Annotated in this window: 20 protein-coding genes; 7 read left to right on the top strand and 13 right to left on the bottom strand. The window is 73.1% G+C overall.

Annotation, left to right across the window (positions count from 1 at the left end):
• Positions 1-123: 123 nt before the first annotated feature.
• Positions 124-546 carry a MarR family winged helix-turn-helix transcriptional regulator gene (locus LE181_RS12825; RefSeq protein ID WP_225661379.1) on the top strand — a complete coding sequence of 141 codons (423 nt, stop codon included), beginning with the start codon at positions 124-126 and terminating at the stop codon, positions 544-546.
• Between the two features lie 80 nt (positions 547-626).
• Here LE181_RS12825 and LE181_RS12820 read toward each other — a convergent pair whose 3' ends face one another.
• Both LE181_RS12820 and LE181_RS12815 read right to left on the bottom strand, forming a co-directional pair.
• On the bottom strand, positions 627-2,024 hold the full coding sequence (locus LE181_RS12820; RefSeq protein ID WP_225661378.1) for a GntT/GntP/DsdX family permease: 1,398 nt from the start codon (positions 2,022-2,024) through the stop codon (positions 627-629).
• 30 nt (positions 2,025-2,054) lie between these two features.
• Positions 2,055-2,564 carry a gluconokinase gene (locus LE181_RS12815; protein ID WP_225661377.1) on the bottom strand — a complete coding sequence of 170 codons (510 nt, stop codon included), beginning with the start codon at positions 2,562-2,564 and terminating at the stop codon, positions 2,055-2,057.
• A 159-nt stretch (positions 2,565-2,723) separates the two neighbouring features.
• Between LE181_RS12815 and LE181_RS12810 the strand changes: the two genes are divergently transcribed.
• On the top strand, positions 2,724-3,422 hold the full coding sequence (locus LE181_RS12810) for a FadR/GntR family transcriptional regulator (protein WP_225661376.1): 699 nt from the start codon (positions 2,724-2,726) through the stop codon (positions 3,420-3,422).
• 79 nt (positions 3,423-3,501) lie between these two features.
• On the opposite strand, the gene LE181_RS12805 is transcribed toward LE181_RS12810, so the two are convergent.
• The 3 genes from LE181_RS12805 to LE181_RS12795 form a co-directional block, all read right to left on the bottom strand.
• The gene (locus LE181_RS12805; protein ID WP_225661375.1) at positions 3,502-4,932 is read right to left on the bottom strand and encodes an amidase; all 1,431 of its coding nucleotides are present in this window, start codon (positions 4,930-4,932) and stop codon (positions 3,502-3,504) included.
• A gap of 100 nt (positions 4,933-5,032) precedes the next feature.
• Positions 5,033-5,692: a GNAT family N-acetyltransferase gene (locus tag LE181_RS12800; RefSeq protein ID WP_225661374.1), complete on the bottom strand. Its 660-nt coding sequence runs from the start codon at positions 5,690-5,692 to the stop codon at positions 5,033-5,035.
• 65 nt (positions 5,693-5,757) lie between these two features.
• Complete coding sequence (locus LE181_RS12795; protein WP_225661373.1) at positions 5,758-6,426, bottom strand: DUF4097 family beta strand repeat-containing protein; 669 nt, start codon at positions 6,424-6,426, stop codon at positions 5,758-5,760.
• 223 nt (positions 6,427-6,649) lie between these two features.
• Between LE181_RS12795 and LE181_RS12790 the strand changes: the two genes are divergently transcribed.
• On the top strand, positions 6,650-7,381 hold the full coding sequence (locus LE181_RS12790) for a GbsR/MarR family transcriptional regulator (RefSeq protein WP_225661372.1): 732 nt from the start codon (positions 6,650-6,652) through the stop codon (positions 7,379-7,381).
• Here the strand turns inward: LE181_RS12790 and LE181_RS12785 are convergent.
• Positions 7,378-7,608 (bottom strand): DUF6255 family natural product biosynthesis protein, encoded by a 231-nt coding sequence (locus tag LE181_RS12785; RefSeq protein WP_225661371.1) that lies wholly within the window; start codon positions 7,606-7,608, stop codon positions 7,378-7,380. The genes LE181_RS12790 and LE181_RS12785 overlap by 4 nt on opposite strands.
• Positions 7,605-7,988, bottom strand: a complete 384-nt coding sequence (locus LE181_RS12780) for a hypothetical protein (protein ID WP_225661370.1) — start codon at positions 7,986-7,988, stop codon at positions 7,605-7,607. The genes LE181_RS12785 and LE181_RS12780 overlap by 4 nt, the downstream gene beginning before the upstream one ends.
• A 116-nt stretch (positions 7,989-8,104) precedes the next feature.
• Here LE181_RS12780 and LE181_RS12775 point away from each other — a divergent pair, with 116 nt between their 5' ends.
• The 3 genes from LE181_RS12775 to LE181_RS12765 are packed head-to-tail and all read left to right on the top strand — an operon-like array spanning position 8,105 to position 9,301.
• Positions 8,105-8,938: a helix-turn-helix domain-containing protein gene (locus tag LE181_RS12775; protein WP_225661369.1), complete on the top strand. Its 834-nt coding sequence runs from the start codon at positions 8,105-8,107 to the stop codon at positions 8,936-8,938.
• Positions 8,928-9,128 carry a DUF397 domain-containing protein gene (locus LE181_RS12770; protein ID WP_225661368.1) on the top strand — a complete coding sequence of 67 codons (201 nt, stop codon included), beginning with the start codon at positions 8,928-8,930 and terminating at the stop codon, positions 9,126-9,128. Before LE181_RS12775 ends, LE181_RS12770 begins: the two co-directional genes overlap by 11 nt.
• Positions 9,125-9,301, top strand: a complete 177-nt coding sequence (locus tag LE181_RS12765) for a DUF397 domain-containing protein (protein ID WP_308103126.1) — start codon at positions 9,125-9,127, stop codon at positions 9,299-9,301. Before LE181_RS12770 ends, LE181_RS12765 begins: the two co-directional genes overlap by 4 nt.
• Here the strand turns inward: LE181_RS12765 and helR are convergent.
• Together helR and LE181_RS12755 are read right to left on the bottom strand one after the other, a co-directional pair.
• Positions 9,298-11,460 (bottom strand): RNA polymerase recycling motor ATPase HelR, encoded by a 2,163-nt coding sequence (gene helR / locus LE181_RS12760; protein ID WP_225661366.1) that lies wholly within the window; start codon positions 11,458-11,460, stop codon positions 9,298-9,300. The two genes, LE181_RS12765 and helR, sit on opposite strands and share 4 nt — an antisense overlap.
• A gap of 95 nt (positions 11,461-11,555) precedes the next feature.
• Positions 11,556-12,746, bottom strand: coding sequence for a glycosyltransferase (locus LE181_RS12755; RefSeq protein WP_372458333.1), 1,191 nt, complete (start codon positions 12,744-12,746; stop codon positions 11,556-11,558).
• Between the two features lie 417 nt (positions 12,747-13,163).
• Between LE181_RS12755 and LE181_RS12750 the strand changes: the two genes are divergently transcribed.
• A complete protein-coding gene (locus LE181_RS12750; protein ID WP_225661364.1) occupies positions 13,164-14,678 on the top strand; it encodes an alpha/beta hydrolase in 1,515 nt (504 codons plus the stop codon).
• Positions 14,679-14,705: 27 nt separating this feature from the next.
• Here LE181_RS12750 and LE181_RS12745 read toward each other — a convergent pair whose 3' ends face one another.
• From LE181_RS12745 to LE181_RS12730, 4 genes are all read right to left on the bottom strand, one after another.
• Positions 14,706-14,924, bottom strand: coding sequence for a hypothetical protein (locus tag LE181_RS12745; protein ID WP_225661363.1), 219 nt, complete (start codon positions 14,922-14,924; stop codon positions 14,706-14,708).
• A 31-nt stretch (positions 14,925-14,955) separates the two neighbouring features.
• Positions 14,956-16,539, bottom strand: a complete 1,584-nt coding sequence (locus LE181_RS12740) for an acyl-CoA mutase large subunit family protein (RefSeq protein WP_225661362.1) — start codon at positions 16,537-16,539, stop codon at positions 14,956-14,958.
• A gap of 179 nt (positions 16,540-16,718) precedes the next feature.
• Positions 16,719-18,401, bottom strand: coding sequence for a hypothetical protein (locus LE181_RS12735; protein ID WP_225661361.1), 1,683 nt, complete (start codon positions 18,399-18,401; stop codon positions 16,719-16,721).
• Positions 18,401-19,069, bottom strand: coding sequence for an RNA polymerase sigma factor (locus tag LE181_RS12730; RefSeq protein ID WP_225661360.1), 669 nt, complete (start codon positions 19,067-19,069; stop codon positions 18,401-18,403). Before LE181_RS12730 ends, LE181_RS12735 begins: the two co-directional genes overlap by 1 nt.
• Positions 19,070-19,081 lie beyond the last annotated feature (12 nt).

Genomic DNA, 19,081 nt, shown 5'->3' with positions numbered 1-19,081 from the left:
TGGCGCTGAGCCCGACAACACCAAACCATACAGCAAAGCTGTGCAGTTTCTCTGTGCAGTATTGCTGTACAGCTGTGCTGTGCAGATGAGGTACGCAGGCTGACCAACGGGGTAAAGTGCCCTATGCCCACCCCGGAAGCCGCCACCATCGCCGCCGAACTGCGCACCGCGATGGGCAAGCTCACCCGACGCGTCAAGCACGAGGACCGCATCCCGCTGGGCCAGGCCGCCGTGCTCGGCGCACTCGACCGCAACGGCGCCATGACCACCAGCGACCTCGCCGCCGATCAGCGCGTACGCCCCCAGTCGATGGCCCGGGCGGTGGGGCTGCTCATGGAACAGGACCTGGTCACGCGCCGGGCGCACCCCACGGACGGCCGCAAGTCACTGGTCGAGCTGTCGGACGCGGGCCGGGCCGCACTCGAAGCGGAGCGCGGCCGCAGGGCCGGTTGGCTCGCGCAGGCCATCGAGGCCGAACTCACGGATGAGGAGCGGGCGTTGCTGGCGCGGAGCGCCGCCCTGCTGGAGCGGCTCGCCACCCGCTAGTGCCCGCCCGGCGCCGGACCTGACACGGGGAGCCCGCCGGGGCACGGCGGGCTCCCCGTGTCACAGCACGGGTCCCCGTGTCACAGCACGAGGGAGAGCAGCAGCACGAAGGCGATCCCCACGACCGAGATCACGGTCTCCATGAGCGACCAGGTCCTGATCGTCTGGCCCACGCTCATGCCGAAGTACTCCTTGACCATCCAGAAGCCGGCGTCGTTGACGTGCGAGAAGAACAGCGAACCGGCGCCGACGGCCAGCACGAGCAGGGCGGAGTGCGTCGTGCTCATGTCCGCGGCCAGCGGGGCGACGAGCCCGGCGGCGGAGATGGTGGCCACCGTCGCCGAGCCGGTCGCCAGCCGGATGCCAACGGCGATCAGCCAGGCGAGGAGGAGGGCCGGGACGGACCAGTCCTTGGAGATGTCCAGGATCATGCGGCCGACGCCGACGTCGATCAGGGTCTGCTTGAAGCCGCCGCCCGCGCCGACGATGAGCAGGATGCCGGCGATGGGCACCAGCGACTTCTCCACGGTCCCGGCGAGCCGGTCGCGGCCGAAGCCGGCGGCCCGGCCGAGGGTGAACAGGCCCACGAGCACGGCGGAGAGAAGGGCGATCAGCGGGGAGCCGATGACGTCGGTCACCCGCTGCACGGGCTGCTGCGGGTCGTCGATGACGACGTCGGCGAGCGCCTTGGCGAGCATGAGCACCACGGGCAGCAGGACCGTGCCCACGGTCGCGGCGAAGCCCGGGCGGCGTTCGAGCTCCTCCGACGGCCGCTGCGGGATCAGCTTCTCGGGCGGGGCGATGTCGACCCAGCGGGCGGCGTAGCGGGAGAAGAGGGGGCCGGCGATCACGGCGGTCGGCACGGCGACGAGCACGCCGAGCGCCAGCGTCGTCCCCAGGTCGGCGCCGATGGCGTCGATGGCGGCCAGCGGCCCGGGGTGCGGGGGCACCAGGCCGTGCATGACGGACAGGCCGGCGAGGGCGGGGATGCCGATGCGCATGAGCGAGTGGTTGCCGCGCTTGGCGACCAGCAGCACCACCGGGATCAGCAGGACGATCCCGACCTCGAAGAAGAGCGGCAGCCCGATGACGCCCGCGATGAGCACGACGGCCCAGGGCATGGAGCGGGTGCCCGCCCTGGCCAGGATCGTGTCGACGATCTGGTCGGCGCCGCCGGAGTCCGCCAGCAGCTTGCCGAGTATCGCGCCGAGCGCGATGAGCACGCCGACGCCGGCGACGGTCGAGCCGAGGCCCGCGGTGAAGCCGGCGATGACCTTGTCGAGGGGGGCGCCCGCGGCCGCGCCGAGGACGAGCGAGCCGATGGTCAGGGAGAGGAAGGCGTGCAGGGAGAAGCGGGTGATGAGAAGGACGATGACGGCGATGCCGACGAGGACGGCGATGCCCAGCTGTGCGTGACCTGCCGAAGTGATCGGTGCGGTGGGGGCCGCGGCCAGCATCTCGACGCTGAGAGTGCTCACGGGGCTTCCTTGAGGGGGGAGGTGTGTGGGTTACAGCCGCCGCAGTGCGGCGACCGCCCGCTCGGCGATGACGGCAGCTTCGGGCGTGACATCCACGCGGATGCCCGCCTCGTCGGCGTCGAGCGGTTCGAGGGTGGCGAACTGGGAGTCCAGCAGCCGGGTGGTCATGAAGTGGCCCCGGCGGGCGGCCATGCGCGCGCCGATGAGCTCGCGGTCGCCGGTGAGGTGCAGGAAGACGACGGTGCCGGGCGGGGCCGCGGCGCGCAGCCGGTCGCGGTAGGCGCGTTTGAGGGCCGAGCAGCTGACCACGCCGCCCCGCTCCGCCCTGTCGCGGGCCCAGTCGCCGATGGCGTCGAGCCAGGGCTCGCGGTCGGCGTCGTCGAGCGGGACGCCCGCGGACATCTTGGCGATGTTGGCGGCGGGGTGGAAGTCGTCGCCTTCGGCGTAGGGGACGCCGAGGGCGTCCGCGACCAGCGGGCCGACCGTGGTCTTGCCCGTGCCGGCTACGCCCATCACCACGATGACGTGGGGGGTGGTCATCCGGGGTACCTCGCTGTCTCCGTCGACATCGGTGCTGCGGCGCCCGGGGCGGCCTCGGGTGCGCGGCCTCACTGAAACCCACTTGTACGACGTATTCAAGGGCTCGTAACTAAAACGTCATACTTAATCGCGGTGGCAGTGGCCCCGTAGGCTGATCCCATGGACAGCGCACAGGGCCTGCACGCGCGCGTGCTCGACTCCCTCGGGCCCGCGATCACCGCGGGCGACTACCCGCCGGGCAGCGTGCTGCGCACGGACGAGCTGGAGGAGCGGTTCGACGTCTCGCGCACCGTCGTCCGCGAGGTGATACGCGTCCTGGAGTCCATGCACCTCGTCACCTCCCGGCGCCGCGTCGGCGTGACCGTCCTGGCGCCCGAGGAGTGGAACGTCTACGACCCGCGCGTCATCCGCTGGCGCCTGGCCGGCCCCGACCGTCCGCGCCAGCTCCGCTCGCTGACCGTGCTGCGCTCGGCGGTGGAGCCCGTCGCCGCGGGACTCGCCGCGCGCCTGGCCACTCCCGAGCAGTGCGCGGAGCTGACCGAGCACGCCCTGGGCATGGTCGCCACCTCGCGCGGCCAGCAGCTCCAGCGCTACCTCGTCCACGACATCGCCTTCCACCGCGTGATCCTGCGGGCCTCCGGCAACGAGATGTTCGCCCGCCTCGGCGACGTGGTGGCGGAGGTCCTCACCGGCCGCACCCATCACCAGGTGATGTTCACCGACCCCGATCCGGCCGCGGTGACCCTGCATGTCCGCGTCGCGGAGGCGGTACGGGAGCGGGACGCGGAACGGGCCGAGGCGCTGACGCGGGAGATCGCGTCGGGGGCGATGGCGGAGCTGGACGTCCTGGCCCCCTGAGACAACGGCGGAGGCCGGGGCCGCCCGCCTCCCCCGCGGCCGGCCGACTCCCCCACGGCCGGCCCCTCCGCCAGGGCCGTCAGTCCGGCCGGCCCGCGGGCCACAGTTCGTCCCACCGCTGGTCCGCCTCCAGCTGCGCGGCCAGCGAGATGAGCAGCGGCTCGCTGTTCGCCGGCCCGAGCAACTGCACGCCCATCGGCAGTCCCGCCTCCGTGAGGCCGGACGGCACGCTCACCGCGGGCCAGCCCAGCACGTTCCAGGGCCAGGCGTACGGACAGGCCACGATCATGCGGGAGTTGGTCTCGTGGCTGCCGAGGCCGGCCAGGGCCCCGGTGCGCAGCGGCGGCACGGCCGTGGTGGGCGTCAGCACGGCGTCGAAGCGCCAGAACATCCCCCCGATCCGCCGCTTGAGCGGAGCCTCCGCCGCGCGGGCCGCACGCAGCACCGCACCGCCGAGCACCAACCCGCCGCGGACGTTCGCGTGCGTCCGGGGGTCCAGCAGCGTCCGGTCGGGCACGCGGGCCGCCCAGTCGCGCACCCCGGCCATCGAACGGGGCACGAAAGCCAGGCCGATGGGCCCGTAGCGCGGGTCCTCCTCGACCACCTCGTGGCCGAGCACTTCGAGCCGTTCGGCCATGCGGACGGTCGCGGCGCGCACCGCCGGGTCGAGCCAGTGCCGGACCGCGGCGAACGCCGGCCGCAGCGACAGGGCGATCCGCAGCCGCCGCCGGGGCCCGTGGCCCGCGGCGGCGAGGATGTCGACGGCGGGCGGGCGGTGCAGGTCGCCCTCGTGCGAGCCGCTCGCGGCGTGCAGCAGCAGCGCGGCGTCGCCCACGGTACGGGCGAGGGGCCCGTCGCAGGTGATGCCGCGGAACGCCTCGCGCTGCGGCCACGTCGAGATCCGCCCGCGCTGCGGCTTGATGCCGACCAGGTGCGTCCAGGCGGCGGGTATGCGGATCGAGCCCGCCCCGTCCGAGGCGAGCGCGGCGGGCACCAGCCCGGCCGCGACCGCGGCGGCCGAGCCGCCCGAGGAACCGCCGGGGCTGTGCTGCGGGCTCCACGGATTGCGGGTGACACCGAACGCGGACCCGTCGGTGACGGGCCACTGCCCCAGCTCCGGGGTGTTGGTCTTGCCCACGATCACCGCGCCGGCGGCCCGCAGCCGGCGCACGGCCTCGCTGTCGTCCTTCTTCGCCGGGAACGTCCCCGGGCACCCGAAGGCGGTCGGCTCGCCGGCCACGTCCATGTCGTCCTTGACGGCGATCGGCACCCCCAGCAGCGGTGCCCGCTCCCCCGCGGCGAGCCGCCGGTCGGCGGCGTCGGCCTCCTCCAGGGCCGCCTCGGCCCGCACCCGCCGGAAGGCGTTCACCGTGGGCTGCGTCTCCGCGATCCGCCGCAGGGCCCGCTCCACGAGCTCCCGCGACGAGACCTCCCGCCGCCCCAGCGCCCGCGCCTGCTCCCCGAGCCCCTCAAGTTCTCTGCCGGGGTCTTCGCTTCTGTAACCGGTCACCCGAGCCCCTTTCCCCACTCGAACACACGCTAACGGGGCAGGAGTTGTCCGCACACCAGGGCGATGCGACGGGGACGGACGGGACCGGCCCCGCCCGGGCTCACGCCACGGCCGCCGACGGCACCCCGAACAGCGGCAGGCAGGACTCCAGACCGGTCACCTCCACTGGGACTCTCCGGTGCGCCTCCCACGCCTCGCGGTCCAGGCGCAGGCGCCGGAAGGTGCGGGCACGGTCGCGGATGGCCAGGGTCTCGTAGCCGTCGGGGCGGTAGCCGAGCCTGCGGGAGACGCCGAGCGAACGGACGTTGTCCGTCGCGGCCGCCGACACCAGCGCCCGGGCACCCAGCCCCGCGAACGCCAGGTGCGCCACCGCGGCCCGCATCTCCGTGCCGATCCCCCGGCCCTGGTGGGCCAGGCCCAGCCACGAACCGGTCTCCGCCTCCCCGGTCACCCCGAAGTCCAGCGCCCGCAGGTCCTGCTGTCCCACCGGTCTGCCCTCGAAGAGCACCGCCAGGCACAGCACCCAGTTCTCCGGCTGCCACTGCGCAACGGTGCCGAGCACGTACTGGAACGTCGACCGCCCGCGCTCCTCGGGGAGGGCGTCCGTCCACGGGACGGCGAAGGGCATCTCGGCCGGGTCGTGGACGCCGGCCGCGGAGACGGCGGCCAGTTCGTCGAGCACCTTCAGGTCGGGCAGGCGCAGTTCAAGGCGCGGCGTGGTGATCCGCAGCCGGTACAGGGGCCAGTAATGCGGTTCCATGACCAGAGGGTGGCGCGGTCGCAGCACCCTCGTCCAACGGAATTCGGCCCCGGGCACCGCGGTCCTCAGAGGCTGCGGGCGGTGATGTCGCCGTAGGCGGTGGTCGCGTGGATGTTCAGGCCGGCGGCGCCTTCGGTGTTCTTGAGCGCGTTGTGGATCCGGCCGTAGGTGGTGCCGGCGTCCAGGGAGGCCGAAACTCCGGCCGCGGCGCCCACCGACACGTCGCCGGACTGGGTGCGCAGCACGACCGTGCCGCGCACGGCCTCGGTGATCCGGATGTCGCCCTTCCCGGTGCTGATCTCCGCGGGGCCGCCCAGGCGGCCGACCGATACGTCACCGGCGTGGGTGGTGAGGCAGACGCTCGCGGCCTCGTCGAGCTTGACCGAGCCGTGCGAGCCCTCGAAGGTGACGTCGCCGAGCCGGCCGACGCCCCGGATCTCGGCGCTGGCCGCCTGCGCCTCGACGCAGGAGCCGGCGGGCAGCTGGACCGTCACCTCGACGGACCCGGTGGGGCCGAAGTACTGGTTCTTCGCCGCCGGGGCCTCGATCCGCAGCACGCCGTCGGCGTAGGCGACCTGGATCTGCTCCGCCGCCTTCACGTCGCGACCCTTCGAGGCGTCCACGGGCCGGACCTCGACCGTGGTGTCGACGCGGTCGGCGGCGATGAACTGGACGCGGCCCGCGGGGATGTCGAGGACGGTGGAGATCAGGGCGGGGGTGTCGAACTTCTGCATGATGCGTTCCTTCGCTTCGTCGTTTCTGACTTTGGAAAAGCTACGTTGCGTTCGCAGATCCGGCAACTCCTTCGTTGCACGCAATCAGCATTCTTGCAGGTCACAGCAAGAATATCGTTGCAACGGCTGTAGATCTAACGCAACATCAGGCCGCCCGTTCGTTGCAATGGATGAAAAGTGAACGCTATGCTGGAGGCGCCGACGAGCACGAAGGAGACCACGCATGCCGGGAGGCAGGCTCACCCAGCAGGAACGCCAGCAGATCGCGCTGGGCCTGGCCGACGGCCTCGCCTACGCGGAGATCGGCCGGCGCCTCGACCGCCCCACCTCGACGATCACGCGCGAGGTGATGCGCAACGGCGGCCCCCTCGCCTACCGCGCCGACCTGGCCCACCGCGCCACCGAACGCCGCACCCAGCGGCGCGCCAAGCAGGCCGCGCCGCCGGGCGCGGAGGTGCCCGCACCCACGCCGGCGCACGGACGCGACGCCGAGGCCGTGCGCGAGTACGAGGAGACGTTCACGACCCTCTTCATGCAACAGGGCCTGCCCAAGATGACGTCCCGGGTCCTGACCTGTCTTTTCATCACCGACGCGGGGAGCCTCACCGCGTCCGAACTCGTCCAGCGCCTCCAGGTCAGCCCGGCGTCCGTCTCCAAAGCGGTCGCATTCCTCGAAAGCCAGGGCCTGGTCCGCCGGGAACGCGACGAACGCCGCCGCGAGCGCTACGTCGTCGACAACGACGTCTGGTACCAGTCGACGATGGCCGCCGCCCGGTCCAGCGCCCAGCTCGCCGAGGTCGCGCGCCAGGGCGTCGGCATCCTCGGCCGCGACACCCCGGCCGCCGCCCGCCTGGAGAACATCGCCCGCTTCACCGACTTCATCGGCGAGAGCATCGCCCGCGCCGCGGAGCAGGCCCGCGAGGTCCTCTACACCAAACCCGGAACGCCGGATTAGCGCCGCCCCCACCGGATCGCCACGTTGCGGGCCGCCGCCCGGTCCGCCGCCCGGCGGGCCCGCGGGGACGGCACGACCGCCTGCGGCAGGCCCGACGGCCGTACCGCCCCGTACTCCGTGAACCGCCGCACCCCGCACCGCTCGCACCGGGCCTCCCCCGCCGTGCGGGTCCACCCGGCGGCGTGCGGGCAGTGCGTCACCAGCCGCCCGGCGGCGTAGACCGTCACCACGCCCGTCCCGGCAGCAGATGGGCGTCCCGGAAATGGCTGCGGACCGCGATCGTCGCGTCCACGACGGCCTCCTCGTCCCCACCGGCCACGGCCGCCCGCCGCGCCGCCTCCAGTCCCGCGCACTCCGTACAGCCGACCGCCGACCGCGGCGCACCGCCCCGCACCCCGGCCGCCTCCCGTTCCCCGCGCGTCGCCAGCCGCAACCACTGCGAGGGCACCTCCCACTGCCGGCCGCCCCCGGGCGCAACGACCCGCACGTGGGCCCCTGCGGGGCCGAGGACTTGGGCGAACGCGTGACTGCGGGTGTCGATGACGTACGCGCCCTCGCGGTACGTGGTCACGTCGGGGTCGGGGTGGGTCCTGGGGGTGTCGTGCACGGCGCGGTCCCTTCGGGGCGTTCTTTACGGACTGTGCCGAGATCGTCGCTGCGCGGGACTACGCTCCGGAAGGGGGTCCGGCTCTCCAACGCCACTGTCAAGAGGGGTGTTACGCCATGGCCAAAGACCCGGTCCCGCAGGGGACGTCCATCGCCAGGCAGGCGTACGGCGAAGAGCTACGGCTGCGGCGCGAGGCCGCGGACCACACGCAGCAGTCGCTCGCCGACGCGGTCGTCTGCTCGCCGTCGCTGATCGCCCACATCGAGGCGGGGCGGCGCAAGCCGCGCATCGAGGACGCCAGGAGGCTGGACAAGGAGCTGGGGACGGACGGCTTCTTCGAGCGCTTCCTGCCGACGCTGAGCACATCCCGCTTCGCCGGGCACTTCGCGCCGCTGGTGGAAATGGAGAAGCTGGCCATCTGCATCCGGGAGTACGGATCCGCCCTCGTCCCCGGACTCCTGCAAATCGAACCGTATGCTCGCGCGGTCTTCCGTTTCGGGCTGCTCAACGTGAAAGCAGCCGAGGTTGACAGGCGAGTCGTACAGCGCCTGGAGCGGGCACACATCCTCGAAGAGCCGGACGGGCCGGTCATGTGGGTGCTGCTGGACGAACATGTGCTGCGCAGGGTTGTCGGCGGACCGGCCGTCATGGCCGCGCAACTACGCCACATCGCAGGACTCGCTGACAGCGGCCGTATCCGGCTGCACGTACTCCCCTTCAGCATCGGCAGCCATGCGCTCACCTCAAGCTCGTTGTCCCTCTACGGGTTCGACGACGCTCCTCCCTTGGCGTACGTTGAGGGAGTCAAGACAGGACACATGTACGACGACCCGGCAAGGGTTGCTCAGTGCCAAGCCGCCTACGAACTCGCACTAGGCGATGCGCTGTCGTGCCAGGCGTCACTGTCCCTGATCAATGCAGTAGCAGAGGAGTATGAGCATGCGCTCTGAGCGGCACATGCCGGACTGGCGCAAGTCGAGCTACAGCTCTGCCGGAGACGACGACGGCAGCGACAACTGCCTGGAAGTCAACGCCACCTCCCCCGCCCACATCCGCGTCCGCGACTCCAAGGACCCCCACGGCCCGATCTTGACGCTACCGCTGTCAAGTTGGTCGTCGTTCGTCGCCGCGCTGCGGTGACCTGCAGAGGCTGGCGGAAGTCCAGCCACAGCGGCCCCGACAACGGCGATTGCGTCGAGGTCGACAACGGCCCCACGCGCGTGCGCGTCCGCGACTCCAAGCAGCGCGCCGACGGCCCAGTCTTGACACTCCCCTCGTCAAGCTGGGCCGCCCTCCTCGACACTCTTCGCTAGGCCGTTTCGAGGATGACGAGCTGCCTCGTCGCTCGCGTCATCGCGACGTAGCGGTCCACCGCTCCCTCGATGCCCTCGCCGAACGCCTGCGGGTCGACCAGCACGACCAGGTCGAACTCCAGCCCCTTCGACAGCGACGGCGTCAGTGACCGGACGCGCGGCGTCGACCGGAAGGTCGGATCGCCGATGACGCAGGCGATGCCCTCGTCATGGGCGGCGAGCCAGGCGTCGAGGACCGAGGTCAGGTCCGTGGCACGGCCGTGGACGACGGGGACGTCGCCGTTGCGGATGGAGGTCGGGACGTTGGCGTCCGGGAGCGCGGCCCGGATGACCGGCTCGGCCTCGGCCATGATCTCTGCCGGCGTCCGGTAGTTGACGCTGAGCGAGGCCAGGTCGATCCGGTCGAACCCGATCCGCTCCAGCCGTTCCTGCCACGTCTCCGTGAACCCGTGCCGGGCCTGGGCACGGTCGCCGACGATGGTGAAGCTCCGCGACGGGCACCGGAGCAGCAGCATCTGCCACTCGGCGTCGGTCAGTTCCTGGGCCTCGTCGACGACGATGTGCGCGAAGGGGCCGACGAGCCGGTCCAGGTCGGTGCCGGGCAGGGCGGTCTCGTCGATCAGGGTGTCCCGCAGGTCCTGTCCGTGCAGCATCGTGACCGCGCCTTCGCCGTCGTCGTCGGCCGCGATGACGTTGTCGATGACGTCGGACATGCGGGCGCGTTCGGCGGCGACGGCGGCCTTGTGCCGGCGCTTCTGCCGTGCCGTTTCCGGGTCGCCGAGCCGCTGTCGTGCGGCGTCGAGGAGGGGCAGGTCCGAGACCGTCCAGGCGTGGGGGGCGTTCTTGCGCTGCAGCTTGCGGACCTCGTCGGGGCCGAGCCAGGGGGCGCACATCCGCAGGTAGGCGGGCACCGACCACAGGTCTCCGACGAGGTCGGCCGCTTCGATCATCGGCCATGCCCGGTTGAGGGCGCCGAGCAGCTCCCTGTTGCGCTGCAGGGACGTGCGGAGCTGCTCGGGCGAGAAGTCCTCGCCGTCGGCGTCGCCGTGCTTGTCCATGAGGATGGTGAGCAGCTCTTCCCAGACCTGCTCGCGCGCTTCGTTGTGCGGCGTACCCGGTTCTGCCGCTTCGAAGGCGGCGGCCCAGTCGCGGGCGGTGAGCGGGATGTCGGACCAGGGGGTGGTGACCGTCAGCGCGTCGGTGGGCGGCTCCTCGTAGAACCTGACGGCCTTCTCGATGGCCTTCACCATGTCCGCGGAGGACTTCAGGCGGGCCACGTCCGGGTCGGTCTCGGTCGCTGCGGTGGCTCCTTCGGCGACGAGGTCGCGCAGGGTGCAGGTCTGGACGCCTTCCTCGCCGAGGCTGGGGAGGACGTCGGCGACGTAGGCGAGGTAGGGCTGGTGCGGGCCGACGAACAGGACGCCGCCGCGGCGGTGGCCGAGGCGCGGGTCGGAGTAGAGGAGGTAGGCGGAGCGGTGCAGGGCGACGACGGTCTTGCCCGTGCCCGGGCCGCCGTCGACGACGAGGGCGCCGCGGGATCCCGCGCGGATGATGGCGTCCTGGTCGGCCTGGATGGTGCCGAGCACGTCGCGCATCCGCGGGGAGCGGTTGCTGCCCAGGCTGGCGATGAAGGCGGACTGGTCGTCGAGCGCGGCGTGCCCGGCGAACGCGTCCGGGGTGAACACCTCGTCCCAGTAGTCGCTGATCCGGCCGCGGGTCCAGCGGTACCTGCGGCGGCTCGCCAGGCCCATGGGGTTGGCGTGGGTGGCTCCGAAGAACGGCTCGGCCGCGGGGGAACGCCAGTCGAGCAGCAGCCGGCGGCCCTCGCTGTCCTTGAGGCCGAGTCGTCCGATGTACACGGGCTCGGGCTGGTCCGCGACGACCATGTGGCCGAGGCACAGGTCCAGCCCGAAGCGGCGCAGGGCGCGCAGGCGGGCGGACAGCCGATGGATCTCCATGTCCCGCTCCATGGCCTGCTGGCCGAGGCCGCCGGGCGCCCTGCGCAGGGCGTCCAGGCGGTCGGACAGGTCGGCGATGGACTGCTCAAGGCACTCCGCTATGGCCTCGAAGTGCTGCTCGTCGCCGGCGATCAGTGCCGGGTCGGCTTTGAGGGCGAGGGTGTCGGGGAGGTCGAAAGCGCTGGTGGTCGGGGTGTTCACGTGATCAGCTCCGCTGTGAGGCCGCTTGCGACCGGTGGTACAAGTACGTGTGCTCTGGGGCCGGGTCCGGGTCCGGCTCGGTGGTTCCGCGGGGATCACCTGATCGCGTCGAGCAGCAGCTTCGCCGCCACCGCCGCACCGTCGGTGCGGACCGTGCCGGCCACGGCGGCCGCTCGGGCGCGGGTCTCGGGGGCCAGGGCCGTCCTGAGCGCGGCCGACAGGGACTCGAAGGTCGGGGTCGGACCGTCGTGTGCCGCGCCGATGCCCAGCTCGGCGACGCGGCCGGCCCAGTACGGCTGGTCGGCCATCTGGGGGACCAGCACCTGCGGCGTGCCGGCCCGGGCGGCCGTCGTCGTGGTGCCCGCGCCGCCGTGGTGCACGACGGCGGCCACCCGGCCGAACAGTGCCTGCTGGTTGACCTCACCGACGGCGAAGCAGTCGTCCGCGTCGTCGGTCAGGGTGAGGCCGGCCCAGCCGCGGGAGACGAGTACGCGGCGGCCCTGCGCCCGCACGGCCTCGACGGCCGCCCGGGCGACGTCCTGCCCCTCGCGCAGCGGCATGCTGCCGAAGCCCACGAACACCGGCGGCGTCCCGGCGTCCAGGAACGTCTCCAGGTCGGCCGGGAGGGGGCGTTCGTCCGTACGGATCCACGCGCCGGTCTGCGTCACGTCGAGGTCCGACGGCTCCGGCCACGGGCCCAGGAACGGGTCCGCCGCCAGCCACGGGCGGTCGGTGAAGACGTGGTCGCGGACGTTGTCCACCGGGGGCAGACCGAACGTCGCCCGGTGGGTGTTGATCGCCTCGCCGAACAGCCCGTTGAGGTTCTCGGCGTTCAGGTCCCACAGCACCCGGTTGTCGGTCTCGTCCGCCGGGGACTGCCGGCCCGGCCAGGCTAGCGGCGGGTGGTGCGGCGACGGCAGGTAGGTCGGGAAGCAGGCCACGAACTCGTAGGGGATGCCCAGCTTCTCGGCCACCGCCCGGCCGGCGGCCGCGGCGGGCAGCAAGCCGGTCGCCACGATCGCGTCGCAGTCCCCGGCCACCGCGAGGACCGAGGCGTACGTCGCGGCAAAGATCTCGGCCGCGCGCTGCGGCAGGCTCTTCGCCGGCGCCGGGGCCGTCGTCTCCGGCTTCGTCTCCGTCACCGCCTTGGTCGCCATCTCGCGTATCGACTGGCCGAGCGGAACCAGCGGGAAGCCGAAACCTTCCAGCAGCTCCGTGAAGTCCGGCGGCGCGCACATCTGCACGTCGACGCCGACCGCTCGCAACTCCATCGCAAGCCCCACCATCGGCTCGATGTCCCCGCGCGACCCATACGACAGCAACAGCACACGCACTTCGCGATTCCCCGTTTCCGCAGATTCCGGCTCAGGACGGTGATTCTGCGCCATGACCGGGGCCTTGCCGCAAGGCCCCCCGTGCGCTATAAGTTAAGAGTGGCAAGGAGTGGGTGCTCCTCCTTCCCCATTCTCTCGTACCGCTTCTTGATCTTCTCGATCTCCCACCGGCGGTCCTTTTTCCGGCTCGCTTCTCCGCCAGGTCATCGCTGCGCGCTGCGCCCCCCAGCCTCCCCGCCTGCTGCCCCCTGCCCCCTTGGCCTGGGTCATCATGCCCCCACCCTGAGATCCCTCCGGGGGCTACCCCCCGCTGCCACTAGGTGGATCACCGGATAGTCACGTGCGTCGCGCTCAACCACCATGGAACACATGGCACTTACGAAGCGCAAAGCCCTTCTCCTGACCCTCTCGTCCGCCGCCGTCGCCGCCACGATCACCGCACCCGCACAAGCGCAGCCGCAGCCGCAGGCGCGGGCGGGCGCCGCCTCCGCCGTCCCGGCCCTGTCCTGGAAGGCGTGCGCCGACTCGCCGGGGGCCGAGTGCGCCGATCTGTCGGTGCCGCTGGACTACCGCAAGCCCGGGGGCCGGCACATCACGGTGGCCGTCTCCCGGCTGCGCACGGACCGGCCGCAGGCGCGGCGGGGCACGCTGCTGGTCATAGCGGGCGGGCCCGGGAGCTCGGGCAGAGCCAAGGTGGCCACCATGGGGGCCGAGCTGCGGGAGGCGACCCGTGGCGCGTACGACATCGTGGGGCTGGATCCGCGCGGCGTCGGTGGGAGCACCCGCGCCGACTGCAAGCTGGACGACGACGACCGCGAGATCACCCACTTCCGCTCCTACCCCGCCCCCGACGGGGACATCAGCGCGAACGTCGTCCGGTCGCGCCGCATCGCCGAGTCCTGCGCGGTCAACGGCGGTGAGCTCGTCCGCTCGTTCTCGACCGCCAACGAGGTGCGCGACATCGACCGCCTCCGCGAGGCCCTCGGCGAGGAGAAGCTGTCCGCCTGGGGAAGCTCCTACGGGACGTACGTGGGCGCGGTGTACGCACAGAAGTACCCGCAGCGCACCGACCGCTGGGTGCTGGACAGCAACGGCGACCCGGACCCGTCCCGCGTCGAGCGCGGCTGGCTGGCGAACATGTCGGCCGCGGCCGACGACCGCTTCCCCGACTTCGCCAAGTGGGCCGCCGATCCCTCCCGTGACGCGAAGCACCGGGTCGCGGAGCGGCCCGAGGACGTGCGGCCGGCGGTCCTCGCGCTCGCCTCGAAGCTCGACCGCCTCCCCGAGCAGCGGAACGGCAAGCCCCTGCTCACCGGCAACCGGTTGCGGGCGCAGCTGCAGCAGGCCCTGTACTACGACCGGTCCTTCGAGAAGCTCGCCGCGACGATCGTCGCTGCCCGCGACGCGGGCGACGACGCCCCGCCGGTCGCCGAACCCCTGATCGTCCCGGCCGCCGATGCGCCGGTCACCATGGCGGTCATATGCAACGACGTGCAGTGGCCCCGCTCGATCGCGTCCTACGAGCGCGCCGTGGCCGCCGACCGGGTGCGTCACCCGCTGACGGCCGGCATGCCCGTCAACGTGACGCCGTGCGCCTTCTGGAAGTACGCCCCCGCCGACAAGCCCACCCGCATCACCCCGGACGGAGGTCCCTCGAACGTCCTCATGGTGCAGAACCTGCGCGACCCCGCCACCCCGTACCGGGGGGCGCTGAAGATGCGGGAGGCGTTCGGTGACCGGGCGCGCATGGTCTCCGTCGACACCGGCGGGCACGGCGCCTACCTGTCCGCCACCAAGTCCTCGGCCACCGCCTGCGCCGACCGCACCGTCAGCGAGTTCTTCGTCACCGGCAGGCGCCCGGACGGCGACGTCCTCTGCCGCTGAGCGCCGCGGGGGCGCCGCCGCGCAGGGTCAGAAGAGCTGCTGCTGTCCCTGCATCGGCGGCTCCTCCGGGTCGAACAGCCGTGGCTCCGTGGCCAGCAGCGGGGCGGAGCGGCGCGAGCCCGGGCAGGAGACGAGGTCGTAGGTGAAGGCGGGACGGCGGCCCGGCGGGTCGTGGCGGGCGAAACGGCCGCCGACGACGGCGATCTCCCGGGTGCATACGGGGCAGGTGCGGCGCGGTGAGGACATAGCCACCAGTCTCCCCCAGCCGGGAAGGAGATCAGAACGTCTCCGTCGCGACGTACGAGCCCCACACCTCCCGCAGCGCCCCGCACACCTCCCCCACCGTGGCCCGGGCACGCAGCGCGTCCTTCATCGGGTACAGGACGTTGTCCGACGTGCCCTCGGCGGCCTTCCGCAGCGCCGACAGCGCGGCCTCCACCGCCCGTCCGTCGCGCTCCGTCCGCAGCCGGGCCAGGCGCTCGCGCTGCCGTGCCTCGATCCCGGGGTCGACGCGCAGCGGTTCGTACGGTTCCTCCTCGTCCAGCCGGAAGCGGTTGACGCCGACCACGACCCGTTCGCCGCTGTCCGTCTCCTGTGCGATCCGGTAGGCGTTGCGCTCGATCTCGGCCTTCTGGAAGCCGTGTTCGATCGCAGCGACCGCGCCGCCCAGGTCCTCGACCCTCCGCATCAGGTCGACGGCGGTCTCCTCGACCGCGTCCGTCAGCGACTCGACCACGTAGGAGCCCGCGAACGGGTCGACCGTCGCCGTCACGTCCGTCTCGTACGCCAGCACCTGCTGGGTGCGCAGCGCCAGGCGGGCAGCCTTGTCGGTGGGCAGGGCGATGGCCTCGTCGTAGGAGTTGGTGTGCAGCGACTGCGTACCGCCGAAGACCGCCGCGAGGCCCTGCACGGCCACCCGCACCAGGTTCACCTCCGGCTGCTGGGCGGTGAGCTGGACGCCCGCCGTCTGGGTGTGGAAGCGCAGCATCAGCGACTTGGGGTCGCGCGCGCCGAACTCCTCGCGCATCACCCGCGCCCAGATCCGCCGGGCCGCCCGGAACTTGGCGACCTCCTCCAGCAGGGTGGTGCGCGAGACGAAGAAGAAGGAGAGCCGCGGCGCGAAGGCGTCCACGTCCATCCCGGCGGCGATGGCCGTGCGGACGTACTCGATGCCGTCGGCGAGGGTGAAGGCGACCTCCTGCGCGGGCGAGGCGCCGGCCTCGGCCATGTGGTAGCCGGAGATGGAGATGGTGTTCCAGCGGGGCAGCTCGGCGCCGCAGTACCGGAAGACGTCGGCGGTCAGGCGCAGCGAGGGCTTGGGCGGGAAGATGTACGTGCCCCGCGCGATGTACTCCTTGAGGACGTCGTTCTGGACGGTGCCCGTCAGCCGGTCCGGGGCCACGCCCTGTTCCTCCGCCACGAGCTGGTACAGCAGGAGCAGCAGGGCCGCCGGGGCGTTGATGGTCATCGAGGTGGAGACCTCGCCGAGGGGGATGCCGTCGAAGAGCACCCGCATGTCCTCGACCGAGTCGATGGCGACGCCGACCTTGCCGACCTCGCCGCTCGCGATGGGCGCGTCGGAGTCGTGCCCCATCTGGGTGGGCAGGTCGAAGGCGACGGACAGGCCGTGCGTGCCGTGGGCGATGAGCTGCCGGTAGCGGGCGTTGGACTCGGCGGCGGTCCCGAAGCCGGCGTACTGGCGCATGGTCCACGGCCGGCCGGTGTACATCGTGGGGTACACGCCGCGGGTGTAGGGGTACGCGCCCGGTTCGCCGAGCTTTTCGGCGGGGTCCCAGCCGGCGAGGTCGCCGGGGCCGTAGACGGGCTGGATGGGCGGTCCGGATTCGGTCGACCGGGTCATGGGTGCCTCCCGCGCTCCGTTTCGGAGGGTCCTTCTCCGGACTGTAGCGGTGGGGCACGGCGAACCGAGGGGGGCGCGGGCAGGGCCGGGGGAAGAGCCCCGCCCGCGCCGATGCGCAGAGCCGACGGTATGGGGGGAACTCCGGCTCCTGCGCAGCCGATGACCAGTCGGCTCACTCCTTACAGCGCCGAGGCGTCCGAAAGTGTCACACCCGGTGTCCGCAGGGGGTCCGGGAGGCTGATGCGGGAGCGGGTGCGCGGCTTGGCCGACGCGCCGCCGGTCGGTGCGCCGGTGTCCTCGCCGTCGTCGCCCTTGGCGTCGAGGATGCCGCTCAGCAGGCGTTCGCAGTAGGTGCGGACGGCCGTGAGGCCGGCACTGGCGGCGTTGCGCTCCAGCGTGCGGACGGAGTCCTCGTCGACCCGTTTGCCGTTGGCGAGGAAATCGCGGCAGATCCGGGTGGCCCAGACCTTGCCACCGCCGCCGGTCGCGCCGGACGCGTCGTCGTTGCCGCCCTGGTCGTCGGTGCCGGGGTCCTCGCCCGGGCGCGCGGGCGCCGAGGGGCTGCGGCCGGGCCCGCCGCTGGGGGCGCCGCCGGGCGCGGTCGTGCCGGCACCGGGCCGCGGCGAGCCGTGGACGTCGGGCTCCCCCGTCCGCTTGCCGGCGCTCGCCCCCGGCGAGGGCGTGCCGTACGGGCGGGGGGTGCCGGTGGCGCCGGCGCCGGGGCGCTCGGCGGCGTTGACGCTGGCGGCGGGGGCCGGTTCCTTGCCGCCCCGCCCGAAGGGCACGGGCAGCACGCCCGCACCGGCGGCCACCGCGACGCCACCCACCGCGCACCCGGCCAGGGTCAGCGCGAGGGCGGCCTTGACGGGCCGCTGAAGGAAGGAACGAATGCGCCCGCCGGACCCTCCGTGCGGGTCCCGCACCGGATGGCCACCCGGAGCGGCAGCACGGCCGGGCCGCACGCCGACGCGCCCGGGACCGGCGACCTCGGCGGGGCGGCCGCCGGAGCCGTGGCCGGCGGCCGGGCCGACGGCGGAGCCACGGCCGCCGGCCGAGCCGGCCGGGCCTGTGGCCGCGACCAAATCAGGAGCACCGGCCGGGACAGCCCCCGCGGCACCGGAACCGGCGGCCGAGCCAGAACCCGCGGCCGGAGCCGAACCGACAGCACCGCCCGGGTCCGTGGCCGGGGCGGATCCGTTGGCGCCGGAACCGGCAACCGCACCGGCGCCCGCCGCCAGACCACGGCCCGCGGCCGGAGCCGCACCAGCCGGGCCCGTGCCCGAAGCCGAACCGTCGGCGCCGACGACCCTGCCCGGCCCTGCGGCGAGGCCACGGCCTACGGCAGGAGCCGAACCGCCCGCACCGCCCGCGCCCGGGCCCAGGGCAGACCCCGCGGCACCGGAACCGGCCGCCGAACCGACAGCACCGGCCGGGCCCGTGAGCCGAGCTGAACCGGCCGCGTGGGCCGGGCCCGTGGCCCGAGCCGAACCGTTGGCGGGCGTCGTGCCCGGCGCCGCCGTGAGGTCACGGGCGGCGGCGGAACCGGCGGCCGGGCCGAGGCCCGTGGCGGTGCCGGCGGCGCCCGTGGTCGTGTCGGCCGTGGCCGCGGCAGCCTCGGCGCGGGCTGCGCGGAAGGCGGTCAGGGCTGCTTCCTCGCCGGGGAGGGGGCCGTCCGGGAGGGGGGCGATCAGGGAGCGCAGGGCGGCGTCCAGGCGCTCGGCCGCGACGCGCGCGGCCTTTTCCGGGCCCTCGGGCGCACCCCCGCCCGCCACGTCTTCGGCGACGACGGATTCGCCGCGCAGCACTCGCTCCACGGCGTCGTCATCCAGCCAGTCATTGTCGTACCGGTGGTCGTCCGCCATCACATGTCCTTCTGCGTCCGCGCGCGCAATTGCGTCACACCGGCAGAAGCGTTGACTCCGCCCGCTCCGGTGTGTGACTGCCGCTGTCCGGGGGTGGCGTCGGCGGGCGTACTGCCGCCTCCGGACGTCACCAGTTCGGCCAGCCGGCGCAGGCCCCGGTGTGCGGCGGTGCGTACCGCGCCGGGGCGCTTGCCCAGCACGCCGGCGGCGCTCTTGGCGTCCAGGCCGACGACCACGCGCAGCACCACGGCCTCGGCCTGGTCCTGCGGCAGCTGGGCGATGAGGGCGAGGGTCCGGCCGGTGCCGAGCGCCTCCAGGGCCTCGCCCGCGGTGTCCGCGTCGCCCGCGCGGCCCGCGAGTTCGCTGTCGTCCCCGCCGATGGCGGGGCGTCGCCCGCGCATCCGTATGTGGTCGAGCGCCCGGTTGCGGGCGATCCGGGCGGCCCAGCCGCGGAAGCGGTCGGCGTCGCCCGTGAACCGCTCCAGGTCCCGGGCTATCTGCAGCCACGCCTCCGAGGCCACGTCCTCCGCCTCGGCATCGCCGACCAGCGTGCGTACGTACCCGAGCAGGCGGGGATGCACGGTCCGGTAGACCGTACGGAAAGCCGTTTCGTCCCCGCCCTGCGCCGCGCGCACCGCGGCGGTCAGCTCAGCGTCGTCCCCCTGCACGCTCTCATCCTG

It is taken from the genome of Streptomyces sichuanensis (assembly GCF_020328095.1).
Taxonomy (GTDB): Bacteria; Actinomycetota; Actinomycetes; order Streptomycetales; family Streptomycetaceae; genus Streptomyces; species Streptomyces cinnamoneus.
This window is presented reverse-complemented; position numbering and strand designations above follow the sequence as displayed.